Source organism: Asticcacaulis sp., assembly GCF_051956075.1.
Classification (GTDB): domain Bacteria; phylum Pseudomonadota; class Alphaproteobacteria; order Caulobacterales; family Caulobacteraceae; genus Asticcacaulis.
The window spans coordinates 78020-94381 of the sequence record NZ_JBQCGA010000060.1 but is presented as its reverse complement, the minus strand read 5'-3'; the positions used below and the strand labels follow the sequence as shown (position 1 = coordinate 94381).

Here is a 16362-nt window from a genome sequence, read left to right as displayed (position 1 = left end):
GCGATAGGCACGGCATGACCGATCCCGTACTCATGACCCTGCTGCTGCCGTTTGACGATGGCGCGCTCGACTGGCCGGAAACGCCTGCGCTGTTCCTGCGCGCGCGACCACTCGACGCGCCGCGCGACAAGCTGATCTGCGAACAGAGTTTCAAACCGACGCACGACGCCCTGGTGCGCGTGGGCTTTACGATGCACGATGGCGAAGGTGGCGCGTTTCCGATGGTTCTCGTCCTGCCGCCGCGTCAACGCGAGGAATACCGCGCCCTGCTGGCCCGCGCGGTGCTGCAAACCCAAGCGGGCGGCTTGGTTCTGGCCTGCGTGTCCAATCTCGAAGGCGCGAAGACGGTTGAAAACGATCTGAAATCGCTGTGCGGCGAGGTCTCAAGCCTGTCCAAACACAAGTGCCGCGCCTTCTGGACGCGAATCGCGCCGGAGCGGCTCGATAACGACCTGATCAGAGCCTGGGCGCAACTGGACGCGCCGCGCCGGGTGGAAAACGGTTACTTAAGCCGCCCCGGCGTCTTCGCCTGGGATCGCCTCGACGCCGGTTCGCAACTTCTGGCCGCCCATCTGCCCGCCTTCAGCGGCGTCGGCGCGGACCTCGGCGCCGGGATCGGTTATCTGAGCGATGTGGCGCTGAAAGCCTCACCCGCCATCACCCGACTTGATCTGATCGAGGCCGAGGCGCGCGCGCTCGATCTGGCGCGGCTCAATCTCGACGATCCGCGCGCGGACTTTCACTGGCTGGACGCCACGCAAGCCCTGCCCGACCGCTACGACTTCATCCTCAGCAATCCGCCCTTCCATATCGACCGCGCCGACCGCCACGATCTGGGCCAGGCCTTTATCCGCAGCGCCGCCGCCGCGCTGAAACCCGGCGGGCAGTTCTGGATGGTCGCCAACCGCCACCTGCCCTATGAGGAGACGATGAAGGCGGCGTTCAAACGCATCGAACCTGTGGCCAATAACGACCACTACAAGGTGTTGAAGGCGGTCAAATGAAGCTGATCAAACATCTGGCTAACCTTGGCTATGGCAGCCGCAAGGAGGTTCAGACTCTGCTGCGCATGGGCGTCTTCACCGACGCAGAGGGCCATGCGCTGACCGATGAAGCAGCCGTAGAACATTCTAACATCCGTTATAAAGGCCGCCCACTCGATCCCGATTTCGGCGTCGTGCTGATGCTGAACAAGCCGGCCGGCTATGTCTGCTCGCTCAAGGATCGCGGCCAGCTTGTCTATGAGCTGCTGCCTGCGCGTTTCGCGGCGCGCAAACCGGTCCTGTCCAGCATCGGGCGACTCGATTCCGATACGTCGGGGCTACTCCTGTTCACCGACGATGGCGATTACCTGCACCGCATCATCTCGCCGAAAAACCACGTCGCCAAGATTTACGAGGTGACCTGCGCGCGCACCATAGAGCCGCGCTATGCGGAGATCTTCGCCACTGGCGAGCTGGTGCTGGAGAGTGAAAAGGACGCGCTGAAACCGGCCTTTCTGGAGGTCACCGGCGAAAAGACCGCCCGCCTGACCCTCTATGAAGGCCGCTACCACCAGGTCCGCCGCATGTTCGCCGCTGTCGGCAACCATGTCGAGACGCTGCATCGGTCGCAGATGGGCGACCTGACCTTGGGCGAACTCGCACCGGGCAAGTGGCGTATCCTCGCCGCCGCCGAGCGCGACGGCCTATTGCGGACGGGCTGAGGCCAGCGCCGTGTACAGCTCCGGCCTGCGGTCGCGGAAGAAGCCCCAGGCAGCGCGGTGCGTGTTCAGATAATCAAGATCGAAACTGGCGGCCAGCACGCCTTCTTCCACAGCGCCAAATTCGGCCAGCTTGTCGCCGCGATGGTTGCTGATGAAGCTGTGGCCATAAAAGTTCTGGCCCTGCCCGTTCTGCGGCGCGACGAGACTCTCCGCACCCGTGCGGTTGGAGGCGACGACCGGGATGACATTGGCGACCGCATGGCCCTGCATGACGCGCTGCCACGGCGCGGCGGTGTCAAGCTCCGCATCGTGCGGTTCCGAGCCGATGGCGGTCGGGTACATCAGCACCTCCGCCCCCATCAGCGCCATCGCGCGCGCGGCCTCAGGATACCACTGGTCCCAGCAGATGCCGACGCCAACCTTGGCGAACTTCGTATCCCAGACCTTGAAGCCGGTGTCGCCGGGACGGAAATAGTATTTTTCCTGATAGCCGGGACCGTCAGGGATATGGCTCTTGCGATAGACGCCCATCAGATCGCCGCCCGCATCGATCATGACCAGCGAATTGAAATAGTGCGGCCCTTCCTTCTCATAGATCGAGGTCGGGATGACGACATTCAGCTCCGCCGCCAGTCTTTGCATGGCCAGAACGCACGGATGCTCGCGCCACGGCCAGGCCGTCGCGAACCAGCGCTCTTCCTGGCTGATGCAGAAATATTCGCCCTGAAACAGCTCGGACGGCAGGATGATCTGGGCGTCCAGAGCCGCCGCTTCGCGCACCAGAGCCTCGGTTTTGGCGATATTGGCCGCCATATCCGGCCCGTAGGCGGTTTGCAGGGCGGCGACGGTAACGGTTCGGGTCATGATGCTTTTACTCTCCAAAATGCTCGCATTTTGGCAAGCGCGCCATATTCCCAAAACAAGGTTGGCGCCCGAGCTTATGCGAGGAGCCCATTTTTAAAATTCGGGCGGCGCCTGAGCTACAAAGATGGAACTTGCTGGCTGATGCAATGGAACGAGCCGCCGCCGGTCAGGATGGCGCGCGAGGACAGGCCCAGCACGTTCCGCTCCGGGAACAGGCTTTGCAGCGCCTCGACCGCCAGCTCGCCCGGGCGTTCGGCATAGACCGGCACGACCACGCAGTCATTGCCGATCAGGAAATTCATATGGGAGGCCGGGATGATTTCGCCATCCTCATCAAGGATTCGCCCCGGCGAGGGGATGCGCACGACCTGCAACTTCTCGCCGCGCGCATCGGTCGCGGTCGCCAGCAGCTTCGCTGTATGGTCATAGATGGCGGCATTGGGATCGTCGAGCCCGAAGGCCACCGGACAGGCGACCACGCCCGGCGCCACGAAGCGCGCCAGATTATCGACATGGCCGTCGGTGTGATCGTGCAGCAGGCCGTCATCGAGCCAGATCACCTTGCGCACGCCCAGGGCTTCGGCCAGAGCCTGTTCGGCGGCGTCCTGGGTCCAGCCCGGATTGCGGTTCGGATTGAGCAGGCATTGACGCGTGGTCAGCACCGTGCCGAGGCCGTCGTGATCCAGCGCCCCGCCTTCAAGGATAAAGCCCTGCGTCACGGGCGCGAAACCATCGGCGGCGGCGATCTGGGCCGCGACCTCATCGTCGTGCGGCAACTGATACTTGCCGCCCCAGCCGTTGTTACGGAACGCCACCGGCAACGGCTTGCCGTCTTCGGCGGCATAGATCGGGCCGGTGTCGCGGAACCAGATATCGCCGAAGCGGCCATCGACGATCTCAAGCTTTTTAACGTCGCCGAGAAGTTCCCGCGCCGCCGCCTGCGCCGCCGCCCCCATAACCAGCAGCTTGACACGTTCGTCGCCCAGTTCGCAAAGCGTCCGCGCCAGCGCCGCCACCTCGGCCTGGGCCGGGATCAGGTCGTCCCGCCACAGATTTTCATGGCTCGGAAAACCCAGCCACATCGTCTGATGCGCCTCCCATTCGGCGGGAACGATACGTGTCATGACATCTCTCATGTGTTGCGCCTGCAACGGCCCTCTTAGCACCAAGCCCGCCCTGGGGTCACCCCCAAAATAGCCATATAAAAACGGCCCCCGGAGAACCGGGGGCCGTCCATCTTATCTCCAGTCGAAAGACTAGAACTTGTAGTTCACACCAACCTTGATCTGATAGACCGAGGAGGTCGCATAGGTGGTCGGATCCTTCTGGGTATAGGAGTTATACTGGTAGAAGTTGCCGGTCGCCGCACAGCTTGCCTGTTGCGGAGCGCCTGACGCTTTGGCGACCGCCTGACAGTTCGAGGCATTGACCGCGTTATAGACATACGGGAAGCCGTATTGCGAGACATTGCCCCAGTACGGATTGATCATATTGCCGAGGTTCTGCACATCGACATAGAGCTGCAGCTTACCCCAGCGCGGGCTGATGGCCGGCAGTTCCTGCGTGATGCGCAGATTGACCAGCATGGTGGATGGGGACTTGAAGGCGTTGCGCGGCGTAATCGTACCGGCATATTTGATCAGGCCCGTATCCTTCAGGAACTGGTTAAAGCCGTTGATGTCGAAGCCCGCCTTATAGGTCACGATCGGGTCCGAGCTCAGGGTCACATTACCCGACGAGTCGGCCTTGGGCACGTACAGCAGTTCGGTGTCGTAACCGGTATAGGTGGTGTTCTGACCGTACAGGCCGCCCGCGCCGTTCTTGTTCGACGTCGTGTCGTCGAAGGTGAACGAATAGGGAGAACCCGAACGCTTCTGGGCGTACAGATAGATGCCCGTCGTATTGTCGCCGAAGAACTTGTGCTGATAGCTGAGCGTCACCTTGGTCATCCGGTCGATCTGGTAGTTCGAAATCCCCACAGTCGGCGTATTGAGATCGGCGCTGGCCAGGGTCTTGATGTTCGACGAAGCGACAGAGCTGGTGCCGGAATTGGCGTCCGTCGAGTGCAGGAACACGGTTGACCAGTCGAAGGACAGGCCCTTGGCGATACCGTCATTCCACGCCTTGCTGACCGTGAAGGCCAGTTGGCGCGCATCCCCGGCATCAATCGTACCCAGCGCGATGTCCTGACGGTTGGCGCGCGGCGCGCCATTCGGCGACATGTTGAAATATTCCGGGCGACCGTCCGGCGCCGTGCCGGAATAGGAGGCTTGCTGATAAAGGTCGTACCAGTAAAGCGCCTTGTCGTACTTGGTGTACTGGTATTCGGCCGACATACGATAGCCATTGCCCAGCTTGCCCAGATCGAAGGTCTTGGCAACGCCCAGAGAGGCTTTCCAGACGCTCGGCAAGGTGAAGTCAGGCGCCAAGGCATTGGTCGAACCGGTGCCGGCCGCCGCGCTGGACGCGTTCATATCCTGCAGACCTTGAGCGACATTGAAGCCATCGACATTGGTCATGCCCGCCTTACAGGCTGCGGAAATGGTGAACGGTTTGCTGGAGGTACCGGCCGAGCAGCTTGCCGTGCCCAGAATGTTGCCGGTATTGGAGTAGCTGTTCGAGACCCAGACGTTCGCCTGACCGCCCTGGAACTTGCCGACGCCGCCATAGATTTGCAGGCCATCGCCGAATTCCGGACGCCAGTTGAAGCTGACGCGCGGCTGCCAGATATCCAGGCCATCGAAATTGATGGTGTTCGGATAGCCGTAATTGGCGGCAAAGGTCGGGTTGCTCAGCGGCGGCGTGCTCGACGTGTAACGGTCGTAGCGCAGGCCGTAGGTCAGGGTGAAGCGCGGGGTGATGCGCCATTCGTCCTGGCCATAGAAGCTGTCCGTCTTGTAGGTGAACGAGGCCGCGCCATCCGCCTTCACATTGTCGTAGGCGTTGGAATAGAAGACCGAGTTCGCATCGCCCGCCGCCAGGGCGTCGATGCCCGAAGCATAGGACGCACCCGACGCGCCGTAGCTGGTGAACTTGTAGGTGCCGTTCGAATTGGCGACGAAGGCGTTGAACACATCGACGGTTTCATGTTCGTAACCGAAGAACATGTTGTGGTGACCCGCACGGTAGCGCGCCTTCAGGTCGATATGCGTATTGTTGTTCTTCAGGATGTTGTAGTGACGATAACGGTCGGGACCGAGATAGATCCAACCGCCATCCGGGGTCTGGACGTCGAATTCGGCAAAGGACGTGCCGCCCAGCGGCTTGGGCAGGGCCGAAACCTCTTTGCGCGAATAGTTGAATTCGGTGCTGAACGTGTCGGTCCAGTCCGACAGGGCCTGCAACTTATAGACCTTCAGGTCGGTCTCGTTGGAGTACCAGTGCGACTGCAGCGCCAGATCCTGATAGAAGGTTGAGTTGTCATAATCGCTGACCGACTGGCTTTTGGTGTCCTGGTAGGACACGTTAACACGGTGCTTGTCGTTGATCTGCCAGTCCAGCTTTACGAAGTACTTTTCATCGGTATAGGGCACCGAACCGCCGTTCCAGCTCAGCGGATCGTAATTGTACTTCGACTTCATGATATCGACGACGCGATCGACATCGGCCTGCTTAACCGTATTGATGGTCACAGGCGCATTGGAATCGCCCGGTCCGTAAAGGGCCGGCGATTCGCCCTGGAACTTCTCATAATCGACAAAGAAGAACAGGTGGTCCTTGACGATCGGGCCGGAGAAGTTGAGGCCATAGGTCTTTTCCGAGAAGTCGCCGCTGACCGTCTTCTTCTGGGTCGAACCGTTATAGGACTTGTACTTGTAGGTCTTGCCGCGCATGTCGCTGCCGGTCTTTTCGTAGAAGAGACCGCCGTGGAAATCATTGCCGCCCGACTTGGTGACGAAGTTGATGACGCCGCCCTGGAAGTTGTCGTACTGCACGTCATACGGCGCGGTATCGACGCTGACGGCTTCGAGCGCGTCCACCGAGATCGGCGAACGCAGGGTCGGCAGGCCGTTGGCGTTCAGGCCGAAATCGTCGCCCTGACGCACGCCGTCGATCAGTATGGCGTTGGAGCGGTTATTCATGCCGCCCAGCGAGATGGCGCCGCTGTTGGTCGAATCTTCCCAGGCCGTCGGCGATTTCAACGCGTAGTCGCGAATGTCGCGGTTCAGGGTGGGTTCCGCAGCGATCTCTTCCGATCCGACGCGGGTGCGGCCCGCAATCACGGCGCGACGGGCGCCGCGCACGACCACCTGAGTTGGCGCAGAGGCTGATTCCAGCGAAACGTCGGCTTCCGTCGGTTGGCCGATGCCAATCATAGCGACGCTGGCCTGAGCCGTCGTATAGCTGTCGGCGGCGACATCGATATTGTAAGGGCCCCCAACGCGCAGGTGATCGGCGACATAATAGCCGGTCGAATCGGTTGTCGTTGTCGTCGTTACACCGGTGGGCGTGTGAACAATTGTCACCGTCGCATTCGCGACGGGCTTGCCCGAGGCGTCCGTCACATAGCCCTTGAGGCCGCCCGTGGTTTCCTGAGCGTGAACCGCGCCCGCGGCCGCCAGCAGGACAATGGCTGAGGCCGCAGAAGCGTATTTATAAAATCTCGACATTTCGGAGTATCCCCTCTCCAGGTTTACAGTCAGATGCAAAAACTCGACTTCAGCAGAGCTACGGACACAAGGGCTCAGGGCCTGACCACAGGAGCCACGCCGCAGATCTTACGCTGATGGATTGCCATAATCCTTTAGTAGGTTTTGCAACTTTGTTTGAGCGAAAAGTGCATAAGTTTTATGACACTTGTCTCGTAGGCAACATTGTGACGCAGTTTTGCCACATCTGCCTCAGAGGCGATTCGCCTCAAGACTGCGCGTTTCGCGCGCGTGAACACTATATTTAGCGGAGGTCGCGGTGCCTGATCAGCATATCTTGGCTCTGCTGCAACCCGGATTATTTTTGTGCAAAATGTAGCTTTTTGCAAACTCCAGAAAAAACGCAGACGCCTACGATCACATTATATTGCAGCGCACAACGCGATTCGCACAAAAAAACCCGGCCCGCACGTAGCGGACCGGGTCTTTGTCTCAGATCGCTATCGCGTTCTAACTTAGAACGTGATGTCGATGGTCGAACGGCGGTTCAGCGGTTCCTTCACGCCGTCGCCGGTGGCGACCGCAGGATCCGATTCACCCTTCCAGTCGACCGCCAGCTTGGAGGCGTCGACACCGAGGCCCGCCAGAGCGTCAGCCACAGTCTTGGCGCGACGTTCCGACAGCTTGATGTTGTACGCAGCCGAACCGGAGGTGTCGGTGTGACCGACAACCACGATACGGGCGGCGTTGCCAGCCTTGGCGTAGTCGGCAGCCGCTTGCACAACCGCTTGCGCATCCGAGGTCAGGTCAGACTTGTCGAACTCGAAGTAGACAATGAACTGACGCGCTTCGTACGCCGGAGGCGGCGGAGGCGGAGGCGGAGGCGGCGGGGGAGGCGGCGGGGGAGGCGGCGGCGGAGGCGGAGGCGGCGGAGGCGGAGGAGGCGCCGCCGGGGTCGAGAACGCCCAGCGCAGACCGACAGTCACCGTCTGGTCGTCGAACTTGCCGGAGAATTCTCCCGGAGATTGCCAACCGCCGGTCGGGTCGATGTTCGCGTTGAACGAAGCCTTTTGCGCGGCCAGATAACGGTAAGTCAGGTCAATCGCCAGACGATCGGAGACGTTCCAGGCCAGACCGGCCAGGAATTGCGCCGCCGGAACCGTATCCTTGCCGACCATGCTCAGGTTCGACAGATAGCCGCCCGCCGGATTGGTGGACAGTTGGCCGAACATCTTGGCCTTGACGTGGTCAAGACCGACACCCACGCCGACGAACGGGTGGAAGTTCGATTCCGGCATGATGTCGTAATACAGGTTGACCATGAAGGTCGACTGCGTGAACGCGCCCGACGGACCGCCGCAGGCGTCGCCCGAACCGCGGACCGTGCCGACGGTGCAGAGCGCCGTATCCTTCAGACCGGATTCGGTCGGATAGGTGCGCGGGAAGCCGATCGCCGACTTGATGTCGCCCGGACGATAGCCGCCTTCAAATTCGACGCGCCAGTTCGGGCTGTAGCGATAGCCCAGACGCGCGAAACCGGCCCAGTTATTGTCAGTGCCGACATTATAGACGTAAGGACCGCCGTCCGGCATCATGCCGGTCGAGCGCGCCTTGTAATCGCCCATCGAGTTATAGCCGAGGTCGAGTGCCCCGTACCAGCCTGGCGCCTGCTCGGCGGAGGCAGTCCCCGCGAACGCCAGTGCGACGAGCGCAGCGCCCGCCAGCAAAGTGAGTTTCATGTTAGTGCCCTCTCATGGCCATACGAACGAACAGCCGATCACTCGACTGGAACTTTAGTACAGGTCTTCTTAACTTTCCCAAGTCGTCTTGCATAGCACCCAAATGCAGCTTTTAGCGAAAACCGGCCTTTTTTAATCCGGTTTGGCGAGGACTGACACCTGAATGCAACGGTTGAAACGACCGAGCCGTACCATGTGCTCTATAGGTCAAACCTCACCATCAAAAATCTATAGCGCGCCGGAAAGCCGAAATAAAAAACTCATAAAGAGCGCCAAAAAGGGGCTTGCGATTCGCACAAACTGTAGGTAGGTACACGCCTCTTGACCACGCCGGGCGCCGAAGATGACGCCTATTATCTGCTCAAAAGCTTGTTTTTCAAAGCATTTTGACGAGAGTCCTCTGCGGAGAGGTGGCTGAGTGGTCGAAAGCACCGCACTCGAAATGCGGCATAGGGGCAACTCTATCGTGGGTTCGAATCCCACCCTCTCCGCCATCCTCGCCACGTCGGCGCACAGGCTTTTTCTTCGCCCTATGATATCTCAGAGGCTTGCGCTGCCTTCCGGTAATCTTTTAGCCGCAATTCCGCCAGAAATTGTGCGCCGCAAACAAAATTTCCACTCGCTATAGCTACCTTGACGCGAATCGCTGTCCGCTCGGCGACACATCCGCTCCGCCCACGACGCCGTTGAAATCCGTCAGGAACGGTCCCAGCGCATCATAGGGCATGGGCCGGGCGATGCCGTAACCCTGCGCCAGATCGCAGCCCATGGCCTGCAAGAGGGTGAAGGCTGCGCGCGTCTCGACGCCTTCCGCCGTCACCTTCATGCCCAGACCGTGCGCCAGATCGATCGAGGAGCGCACCACAAGCGCGTCGCGCTGCCCGCTTTCGATCTCCATGACGAAGGCGCGGTCGATCTTGAGCTCATGCGCCGGAATCTGCTTGAGATAGGCCAGCGAGGACAGGCCGGTGCCGAAATCGTCGATAGAGATTTCCAGCCCCGCATCGACAAAGGTGTTGATCGCCGCCAGTCCGATCTTCGGATCGTCGATGACGGCGGTTTCGGTGATTTCAAGGCAGATGCGCCCGACCGCCTGCTGACACAGGCGCAGGGTGCGTTGATTGAAGGCGTCGTCCGACAAAAGACGGCCGGAATAGTTGATGCTGACGTCCAGATCGAAGCCCGCCGCCTTCAGACGCTTCTGGTCGTCGATGCAGGTTTGCAGCACCTGTAGGGTCAGGTCGCGAATCGCGCCCGTCTCCTCGGCGATGGCGACGAAGCGCTGCGGCGAGACGAAGCCGCGTTCGGCGTGGTTCCAGCGCACCAGCGCCTCGACCGAGCTGATGCGACCTTCGCGATAGCTGAACTTGGGCTGATAATAGACCATCATGTCGCGATTTTGCAGCGCGGCGTGAAGCTGATCGGTCAGCAACAGGGTGTCGGCCAGTTCCGAATAGACGCGCGGATCGAAGCTGGCCACCTTGACCTTGGCGGCGCGCGCCTGATCCAGCGCGATCAGCGCGCGCTCGACGCAGTCGTCGGTCGCGCCGCGAGTCTTGCCGACATGATAGACGCCCAGGCTGACGCGCACGTCCAGGCTCTGATCCTCGGTGACGCGGATGCGCTTGTCGAGCCGCGCCGCGATGGCGCGCGCCAGCGGCAGGGCCTGCGCCGCCGCGCACGGCGTCAGGCACAGGCCCAGCGTGTCGCCGGACAGACGCGCAATATAGGCCTTGGCGAAAATGCCGCCGAGGATTTCCTGCAGGCGCGTCATCAGGCTGTGACCGTAGGCGACGCCCCAGACGGCGCGTATGTGCGTGTAACGGTCGACGCCGATACAGACAATGGCGACGCCGCCCTGTTCGACGGCGTCGCTGTCGTGCAGGGCGCGCAAGTGGTCCTCAAAGGCCGAACGGTTCGGCAGGCCGGTCGCCGGATCGCACTTGGCCAGCCGGGTGATGTCCTGCTCGCGGGCCTGCATCGAAGCGGCCATGTCGTTGAACGCCTCGGCCAGCTCGCCCATTTCGTAGCGCGCCACGATGTCGATCTGACCGGCGCCGCCTTCGCGCAGGGCGCGCGCAGCTTTGGTCAGATCCTGAATGGGCCGCGACAGCGACCGCGACAGATAGAGGCTCGCCAGGACGACAAAGACCAGCCCCAGACCGCCGATCAGGGCCAGGGCGCTGATCACCGGCTGATAATCGCGCAGGGCCGCCTTCAGCGGATAGGATAATAGCAGAACGCTTTTCTGATCGGCGCCCAGGGTTTGCAGGCGGGCGGCGAAGGCGATCGCCTGACCGTTATGGCCCGACACCGGCCCGGCTGCGCCGGTGCGCAGGCTGTTATCGACAAAGAAGCTGAGCGCGTCGGCGGCGTAGCCGCTCCCCTGCCCGCTTCCGTCCATCCACAGGCCGCCGCGCGTCTGGGTCAGGATCGTGGCCGTCGCCGACACCGGGGCCAACTTCTGCAGAGCCTGCACCTCCACCGCATCAAGTTGCGACACGAAGACGACCCAACCCAGCCGGTCGGGGCCGTTATAGGTTTTCAGAACCGGCATGGCGACGACCTGATAGGGCCGCGACGCAACCGTGATCACGCCAGTTCGGTTTTTCGTATCGCGCGCGTTCTGCAAGGCGGCGGCGACCGCCATGGCGACCGGGTCGCTGCGGCCCTGCATCGGCTGGCCGTCGGCGCCGATGACAAAGCCCATATCCGCCTTAACGCGCTTTTGCAGCACGGCGAAGTCCTCGCTGACCGTGGCGGCGTCCTGCTGAAGCATAGCCTGGCGAAAATCCGTATCGTGCGCCAGCAACAGGGCGCCCGCTGACTGAACCTCGTCGCGATCGGACCAGACGCGCTGAAAGACGCGCGCCGAAGCCTGCAACTCGTTCTGGGCGGTTTGACGGGCGTTGTTGACCACACTGATATAGCCGGTCAGGGCGGTCATCAGCAGACCAAAGGCGAACAAGGCGCCGTAAAGGACCGATAATCGGGTGCTGAGCCGTTTGAAAACCATGAAACGCCGGAAATCTGTTCTGGACGATCCTGCGTCGAACTGACGGGATGTGACCATTCGGTCTGGCGTATCACGCGATATGATAAGACAGAGTTAAATGGTTTGCAGCGCTTCCAGCCGCGCTGAAATTTTTTGCGCAAAGTTGACGTCATTGTAAAAAAACCGCAAATCGTCAGCGACTGGACGCCGCCGCGCCGCGCCGCTATGACACCCCTGGACGCTCCACCCTATCGAGGCTTTCATGGCCAGTTTCGCCAGCGACAACGCCGCCTTCGTGCATCCCGCCGTATTGGCCGCCATTGCCGCCGCCAATGAGGGGTTCGCGCCCGCCTATGGCGGCGATCCCGTCACCGCCGCCATGCGCGAGGCGTTCCGCGCCACCTTTGAGGCGCCCGACGCGCAGATCTGGCCAGTGTTCAACGGCTCGGCCTGCAACGGTCTAGCGCTGGCGGCGATGATCCGGCCCTATGAGTCGGTGCTGGCGCACCGCATCGCCCATATCAATAACGACGCATGCGGCCTGCCGGAGTTTTTCACCGGCGGCAAGATCGTCGCGCTGGACGGCGCGCACGGCAAGCTGACGCCCAATGGTTTTGCGAATCTGGTCGCCACGACGCTGGAGCACGCCCCGCACACTTCGCGCCCGCGCGCGCTCAGCCTGACGCAATCGACGGAGTTGGGAACCGTCTACACGCCGCAGGAGGTCCGCGCCTTGTGCGCCGTCGCCCATCAGCACGGCCTTTACGTCCATATGGACGGCGCGCGTCTGGCCAATGCCGTGGCCTCGCTCGGCTGCCGACCGGCGGAAGTCACCTCGGAAGCGGGCGTCGATATCCTGTCCTTCGGCGCGACCAAGAACGGCGCCCTGGCCGCCGAGGCGGTCGTGATCTTCAACCCGGAGCTGGCGCGCGATTTTCCCTATATCCACAAGCGCGGCGGCCAGTTGCCGTCCAAGGCGCGCTTCATCTCGGCGCAGTTGCTGGCCCTGTTGCAGGACGGTCTGTGGCTCGATCTGGCGGCGCACGCCAACCGGATGGCGCGGTCTTTGCGCGACGGTCTTGAGGCGCTAAACGGCGTGAGCGTGCTGCATCCCGTCGAGGCCAATGAGCTGTTCGTCACCCTGCCGCGCGCCGTGGCCGATCGGCTCGCCAGCGCCGGACACCGCTTCTATCCGTGGCCCAATTCCGGCCCCGACGCCTATCGCCTCGTGACCAGCTTTCAGACAACGGACGAAGATATCGCCGCTTTTCTGAAAGACGCAAATCAGGAAGGCTGGCATGTCTAAGACCACGCCCGGCACCCTGTTTCTGTCAAAGCTGGGCGTGGCCTTCGACCTGCACCCTTACGCCTATGACCCGGACGCGCCGCGCGTCGGCTTGCAGGCGGCGGAAGCTCTGGGCGTCGATCCCGACCAGACCTTCAAAACCCTGATGGCCGAGGTGGACGCAAAACCCGTCTGCGTCGTCGTCCCCTCGCCGCAGGAGGTCAGCATGAAGAAGCTGGCGGCGGCCTTTCACGGCAAATCCGCGCACATGATGAAGATCCCCGACGCCGAACGCCTGACCGGCTATAAGGTCGGCGGCATTTCGCCCTCCGGCCAGCGCAAACTGACGACCACCGCCATCGACGAAACCGCGCAACTCTTCGACCGCATCTATATTAACGCCGGACAGCGCGGGCTTCTCTTGTCCATCGCGCCCGACGACGCCGCCCGCGTCCTGAACGCGCCGTTTGCGGACCTGATGGCTTAACCGATAACAGCAAGGGCGTGGCGAAGAACCGCTTCAAACCATGACCTTTCGTTATGACGCCATGTAAAAGCACACTGAGCGCAGCGAGGAACTTTTACATGGCGCGTCCTAACTGCCGCCGAACCAGTTATATCCCTTGTCCTCCCAATAGCCGCCGGGGAAGATATTGGTGACGAAGATGTCGGTGATGTGCTTGGGGTTCTTGTAGCCGAGCTTGGTCGGCATGCGCAGCTTCATCGGAAAGCCGTACCACGCGGGCAGTTCATGATCGCGGAAGGTCAGGGTCAGCAGGGTCTGGGCGTGCAGGGCCGTCGGCATGTCGATCGAGGTGTAATAGCCGTCGGCGCACTTGAAGCCGACATATTTGCACATCGTATCCGCGCCGATCCGCTTCAGAAAGTCGGAAAAGCGCACCCCGCCCCACTTGCCGATGGCGCTCCAGCCCTCGACGCAGATATGCCGCGTAATCTGCGAGGTCTGCGGCAGGGCGCGCAACGACTCCAGCGTCCACGGGCGCTTGTCCGCGATCTGGCCGGACAGTTGCAGCCGATAACTGGCCGCATCGACGTGCGGAACCTGCTTGATGCCGTAAAAGGCGTTGAAAGGAAACGGATTGGCGATGTCGGCTTCGCTATATTCCGGCGCCATCAGCTTTGGATTGAACAGGGCCCATTGCGCCGCGTCATTAAAGCGCGAAATGCGGCGCAGGATCTCATCGACGGAGTGGTAATTCTTGATGATCACCCCGGTCGCCAGCGACAGCCCGCCCAGCGTCAGGATATTGCCAAGCAGACGCCGCCTTGACGGGTCTTTGAGCAAACCCTCCGCCTCTTTCAGAATGGCGCCCTTATCGGATTGGATATCGTCAGGAAGCTTATCCATGACTCAGCGCCCCCACAGCATGGCCTTGATCGTCTTCGGCACCAGCAGCGCCATAACGACATGGACGAGAATGAACGCCACCATGAAGCTCATGGCCGCGAAGTGGACATAACGCGCGCCCTCATAGCCGCCGACCAGCACGCGCAGATACGGAAACTGCACCGACTTCCACAGCACAAGGCCCGACACGATCAGCACGACCACATCCAGCATGGCGAACAGATAGGCGACGCGCTGCACGGTATTATAGACGCTGAGGTCTTCGTGGCCCAGCTTGCCGCGCAGGGCTGCAAGGAGATCGCTGACAAAGGCGCGCGGCGTGACCGGAAAGAATTTGCGCGGAATGCGCTGTGTCGCAAGACCGAGGATCAGGTACAAAAGCGCCGCGGCGAACACCACCCAGATAGCGGCGAAATGCCACTGAATCGCCCCGCCCAGCCAGCCGCCCAGCGTATAGTGCGGCGGAATGCGAAAGCCGAGAAAGCGCGTGGCGTCATAAATGCGCCAGCCGCTCAGGATCAGAACGACAATGGCGATCGCGTTCGACCAGTGGATCAGCCGCAGCCACAAAGGATGGATGCTCTTTTTGTCCATGCGCGCCTCCCGTTTGATCGTAACCTAACATGATACGCGCGTAAGCGCATCCGGGTTACAGCCACTTGCCAGATCGCCCCGATGCGCGCACAAGGATGACGTTAACGGAAAGATTTGGAACGGAAAGATTTGGAAGGGAAAGATTTTACCGCATGCCCCTCTCCGCCCGCAGGCGTTTTGAACTGATCAACTGGTATCCGCCCTTTATCGGCGCCGGCATCCGCGTGATCGGCATCGACGACGCCTTCACCACCGTCACGGTCGAGATGAAGCTGCGCTGGTGGAACAAAAACATCTTCGGCACGCAGTTCGGCGGCGCGCTCTACATGATGTGCGACCCGTTCTTCGTCGCCATCCTGATGCAGAACATCGGGCGCGACTACATTGTCTGGGACAAGGCGGCCTCGATCAAATTCCTGAAGCCTGGCCGCTCAGATGTGCGCGCCGTCTTCCATATTCCGCGCGCCGAGATCGCGCGCGTCAAGGCCGAGACCGACGCGCGCGGCAAGTATGAACCTGAGTACGAGGCGGACATTATCGACAAGGACGGCGTTGTCGTCGCCAAGGTCCACAAGACCATCTATGTCCGCCGCAAAAAAGCTTAAGGCAGCTTCATCCCGGCGATAACCGCGGGCCGCGCGCCGACCTTGTCGAGCCAGGCCAGGATATGCGGGCGTTCCTGCAACAGAGGCTCGATATAGTCCTTCACGCGCACGCGATACTGCGCGATCCAGGGATAGATGGCCATGTCGGCGATGCTGTAGTCGTCGCCCGCGACATAAGGATGCTGCGACAACTGCTTTTCCAGCACGTTGAACAGCCGCGCCGTCTCCTTGGCGTAGCGTTCGACTCCAACCGGCGTCGCCTCCTTGTCGGACACCACGAACCAGCCCAGTTGCCCCATCATCGGCCCAAGCCCGCCCATCTGCCACATCAGCCACTGGATCGCCGTGTGGCGGTCCTTGCCCTCAGGGAGGAATTTGCCGAACTTTTCCGCCAGATAGATCAGGATAGCGCCCGATTCGAACAGGCTCAATCCCGCCTCGTCATCGACTAAAGCCGGAATCTTGTTGTTCGGAGAAATCTTCAGAAATTCGGGATCGAACTGCTCGTCCTTGCCGATATTGACCGGATGCGACTCATAAGGAACGCCCAGTTCCTCCAGCATAATAAAGATTTTGCGCCCGTTCGGCGTGCCCCAGGAATAGAGATGCAGCATGTG

At 61.3% G+C, this 16362-nt stretch carries 13 protein-coding genes and 1 tRNA gene; 6 read left to right on the top strand and 8 right to left on the bottom strand.

Features of this window, described 5'->3' with window-relative positions; translation table 11 throughout:
- Positions 1 to 14: 14 nt before the first annotated feature.
- The gene (locus ACTHLA_RS15800; RefSeq protein WP_440191540.1) at positions 15 to 1004 is read left to right on the top strand and encodes a class I SAM-dependent methyltransferase; all 990 of its coding nucleotides are present in this window, start codon (positions 15 to 17) and stop codon (positions 1002 to 1004) included.
- The gene (locus ACTHLA_RS15795; RefSeq protein WP_440191537.1) at positions 1001 to 1705 is read left to right on the top strand and encodes a pseudouridine synthase; all 705 of its coding nucleotides are present in this window, start codon (positions 1001 to 1003) and stop codon (positions 1703 to 1705) included. Before ACTHLA_RS15800 ends, ACTHLA_RS15795 begins: the two co-directional genes overlap by 4 nt.
- Here ACTHLA_RS15795 and aguB read toward each other — a convergent pair.
- The 4 genes from aguB to ACTHLA_RS15775 all read right to left on the bottom strand — a co-directional run bounded on the left by aguB (position 1688) and on the right by ACTHLA_RS15775 (position 8897).
- Complete coding sequence (gene aguB, locus ACTHLA_RS15790) at positions 1688 to 2569, bottom strand: N-carbamoylputrescine amidase (RefSeq protein ID WP_440191534.1); 882 nt, start codon at positions 2567 to 2569, stop codon at positions 1688 to 1690. The two genes, ACTHLA_RS15795 and aguB, sit on opposite strands and share 18 nt — an antisense overlap.
- A gap of 116 nt (positions 2570 to 2685) precedes the next feature.
- Positions 2686 to 3693, bottom strand: coding sequence for an agmatine deiminase family protein (locus ACTHLA_RS15785; protein WP_440191531.1), 1008 nt, complete (start codon positions 3691 to 3693; stop codon positions 2686 to 2688).
- A 132-nt stretch (positions 3694 to 3825) separates the two neighbouring features.
- Positions 3826 to 7179: a TonB-dependent receptor gene (locus tag ACTHLA_RS15780; RefSeq protein ID WP_440191528.1), complete on the bottom strand. Its 3354-nt coding sequence runs from the start codon at positions 7177 to 7179 to the stop codon at positions 3826 to 3828.
- Positions 7180 to 7673: 494 nt separating this feature from the next.
- Complete coding sequence (locus ACTHLA_RS15775) at positions 7674 to 8897, bottom strand: OmpA family protein (RefSeq protein ID WP_440191525.1); 1224 nt, start codon at positions 8895 to 8897, stop codon at positions 7674 to 7676.
- A gap of 404 nt (positions 8898 to 9301) precedes the next feature.
- On the opposite strand from ACTHLA_RS15775, the gene ACTHLA_RS15770 reads away from it, so the two are divergent.
- A tRNA-Ser gene (locus ACTHLA_RS15770) sits at positions 9302 to 9391 on the top strand.
- Between the two features lie 134 nt (positions 9392 to 9525).
- On the opposite strand, the gene ACTHLA_RS15765 is transcribed toward ACTHLA_RS15770, so the two are convergent.
- A complete protein-coding gene (locus ACTHLA_RS15765) occupies positions 9526 to 11913 on the bottom strand; it encodes a putative bifunctional diguanylate cyclase/phosphodiesterase (protein WP_440191522.1) in 2388 nt (795 codons plus the stop codon).
- A gap of 241 nt (positions 11914 to 12154) precedes the next feature.
- Here ACTHLA_RS15765 and ACTHLA_RS15760 point away from each other — a divergent pair, with 241 nt between their 5' ends.
- Positions 12155 to 13198: a threonine aldolase family protein gene (locus ACTHLA_RS15760; protein WP_440191519.1), complete on the top strand. Its 1044-nt coding sequence runs from the start codon at positions 12155 to 12157 to the stop codon at positions 13196 to 13198.
- Positions 13191 to 13664 (top strand): Cys-tRNA(Pro) deacylase, encoded by a 474-nt coding sequence (gene ybaK, locus ACTHLA_RS15755; protein ID WP_440191516.1) that lies wholly within the window; start codon positions 13191 to 13193, stop codon positions 13662 to 13664. Before ACTHLA_RS15760 ends, ybaK begins: the two co-directional genes overlap by 8 nt.
- Before the next feature lie 108 nt (positions 13665 to 13772).
- Here ybaK and ACTHLA_RS15750 read toward each other — a convergent pair whose 3' ends face one another.
- Positions 13773 to 14546, bottom strand: coding sequence for a molybdopterin-dependent oxidoreductase (locus ACTHLA_RS15750; protein WP_440191513.1), 774 nt, complete (start codon positions 14544 to 14546; stop codon positions 13773 to 13775).
- A 3-nt stretch (positions 14547 to 14549) separates the two neighbouring features.
- Positions 14550 to 15140 (bottom strand): cytochrome b/b6 domain-containing protein, encoded by a 591-nt coding sequence (locus ACTHLA_RS15745; RefSeq protein WP_440191510.1) that lies wholly within the window; start codon positions 15138 to 15140, stop codon positions 14550 to 14552.
- A 152-nt stretch (positions 15141 to 15292) separates the two neighbouring features.
- Here ACTHLA_RS15745 and ACTHLA_RS15740 point away from each other — a divergent pair, with 152 nt between their 5' ends.
- Entirely contained in the window at positions 15293 to 15745 is a 453-nt protein-coding gene (locus ACTHLA_RS15740) for a DUF4442 domain-containing protein (RefSeq protein WP_440191507.1), read from the top strand.
- Here ACTHLA_RS15740 and ACTHLA_RS15735 read toward each other — a convergent pair.
- Entirely contained in the window at positions 15742 to 16359 is a 618-nt protein-coding gene (locus ACTHLA_RS15735) for a glutathione S-transferase family protein (RefSeq protein ID WP_440191504.1), read from the bottom strand. The two genes, ACTHLA_RS15740 and ACTHLA_RS15735, sit on opposite strands and share 4 nt — an antisense overlap.
- Between the last annotated feature and the right edge of the window lie 3 nt (positions 16360 to 16362).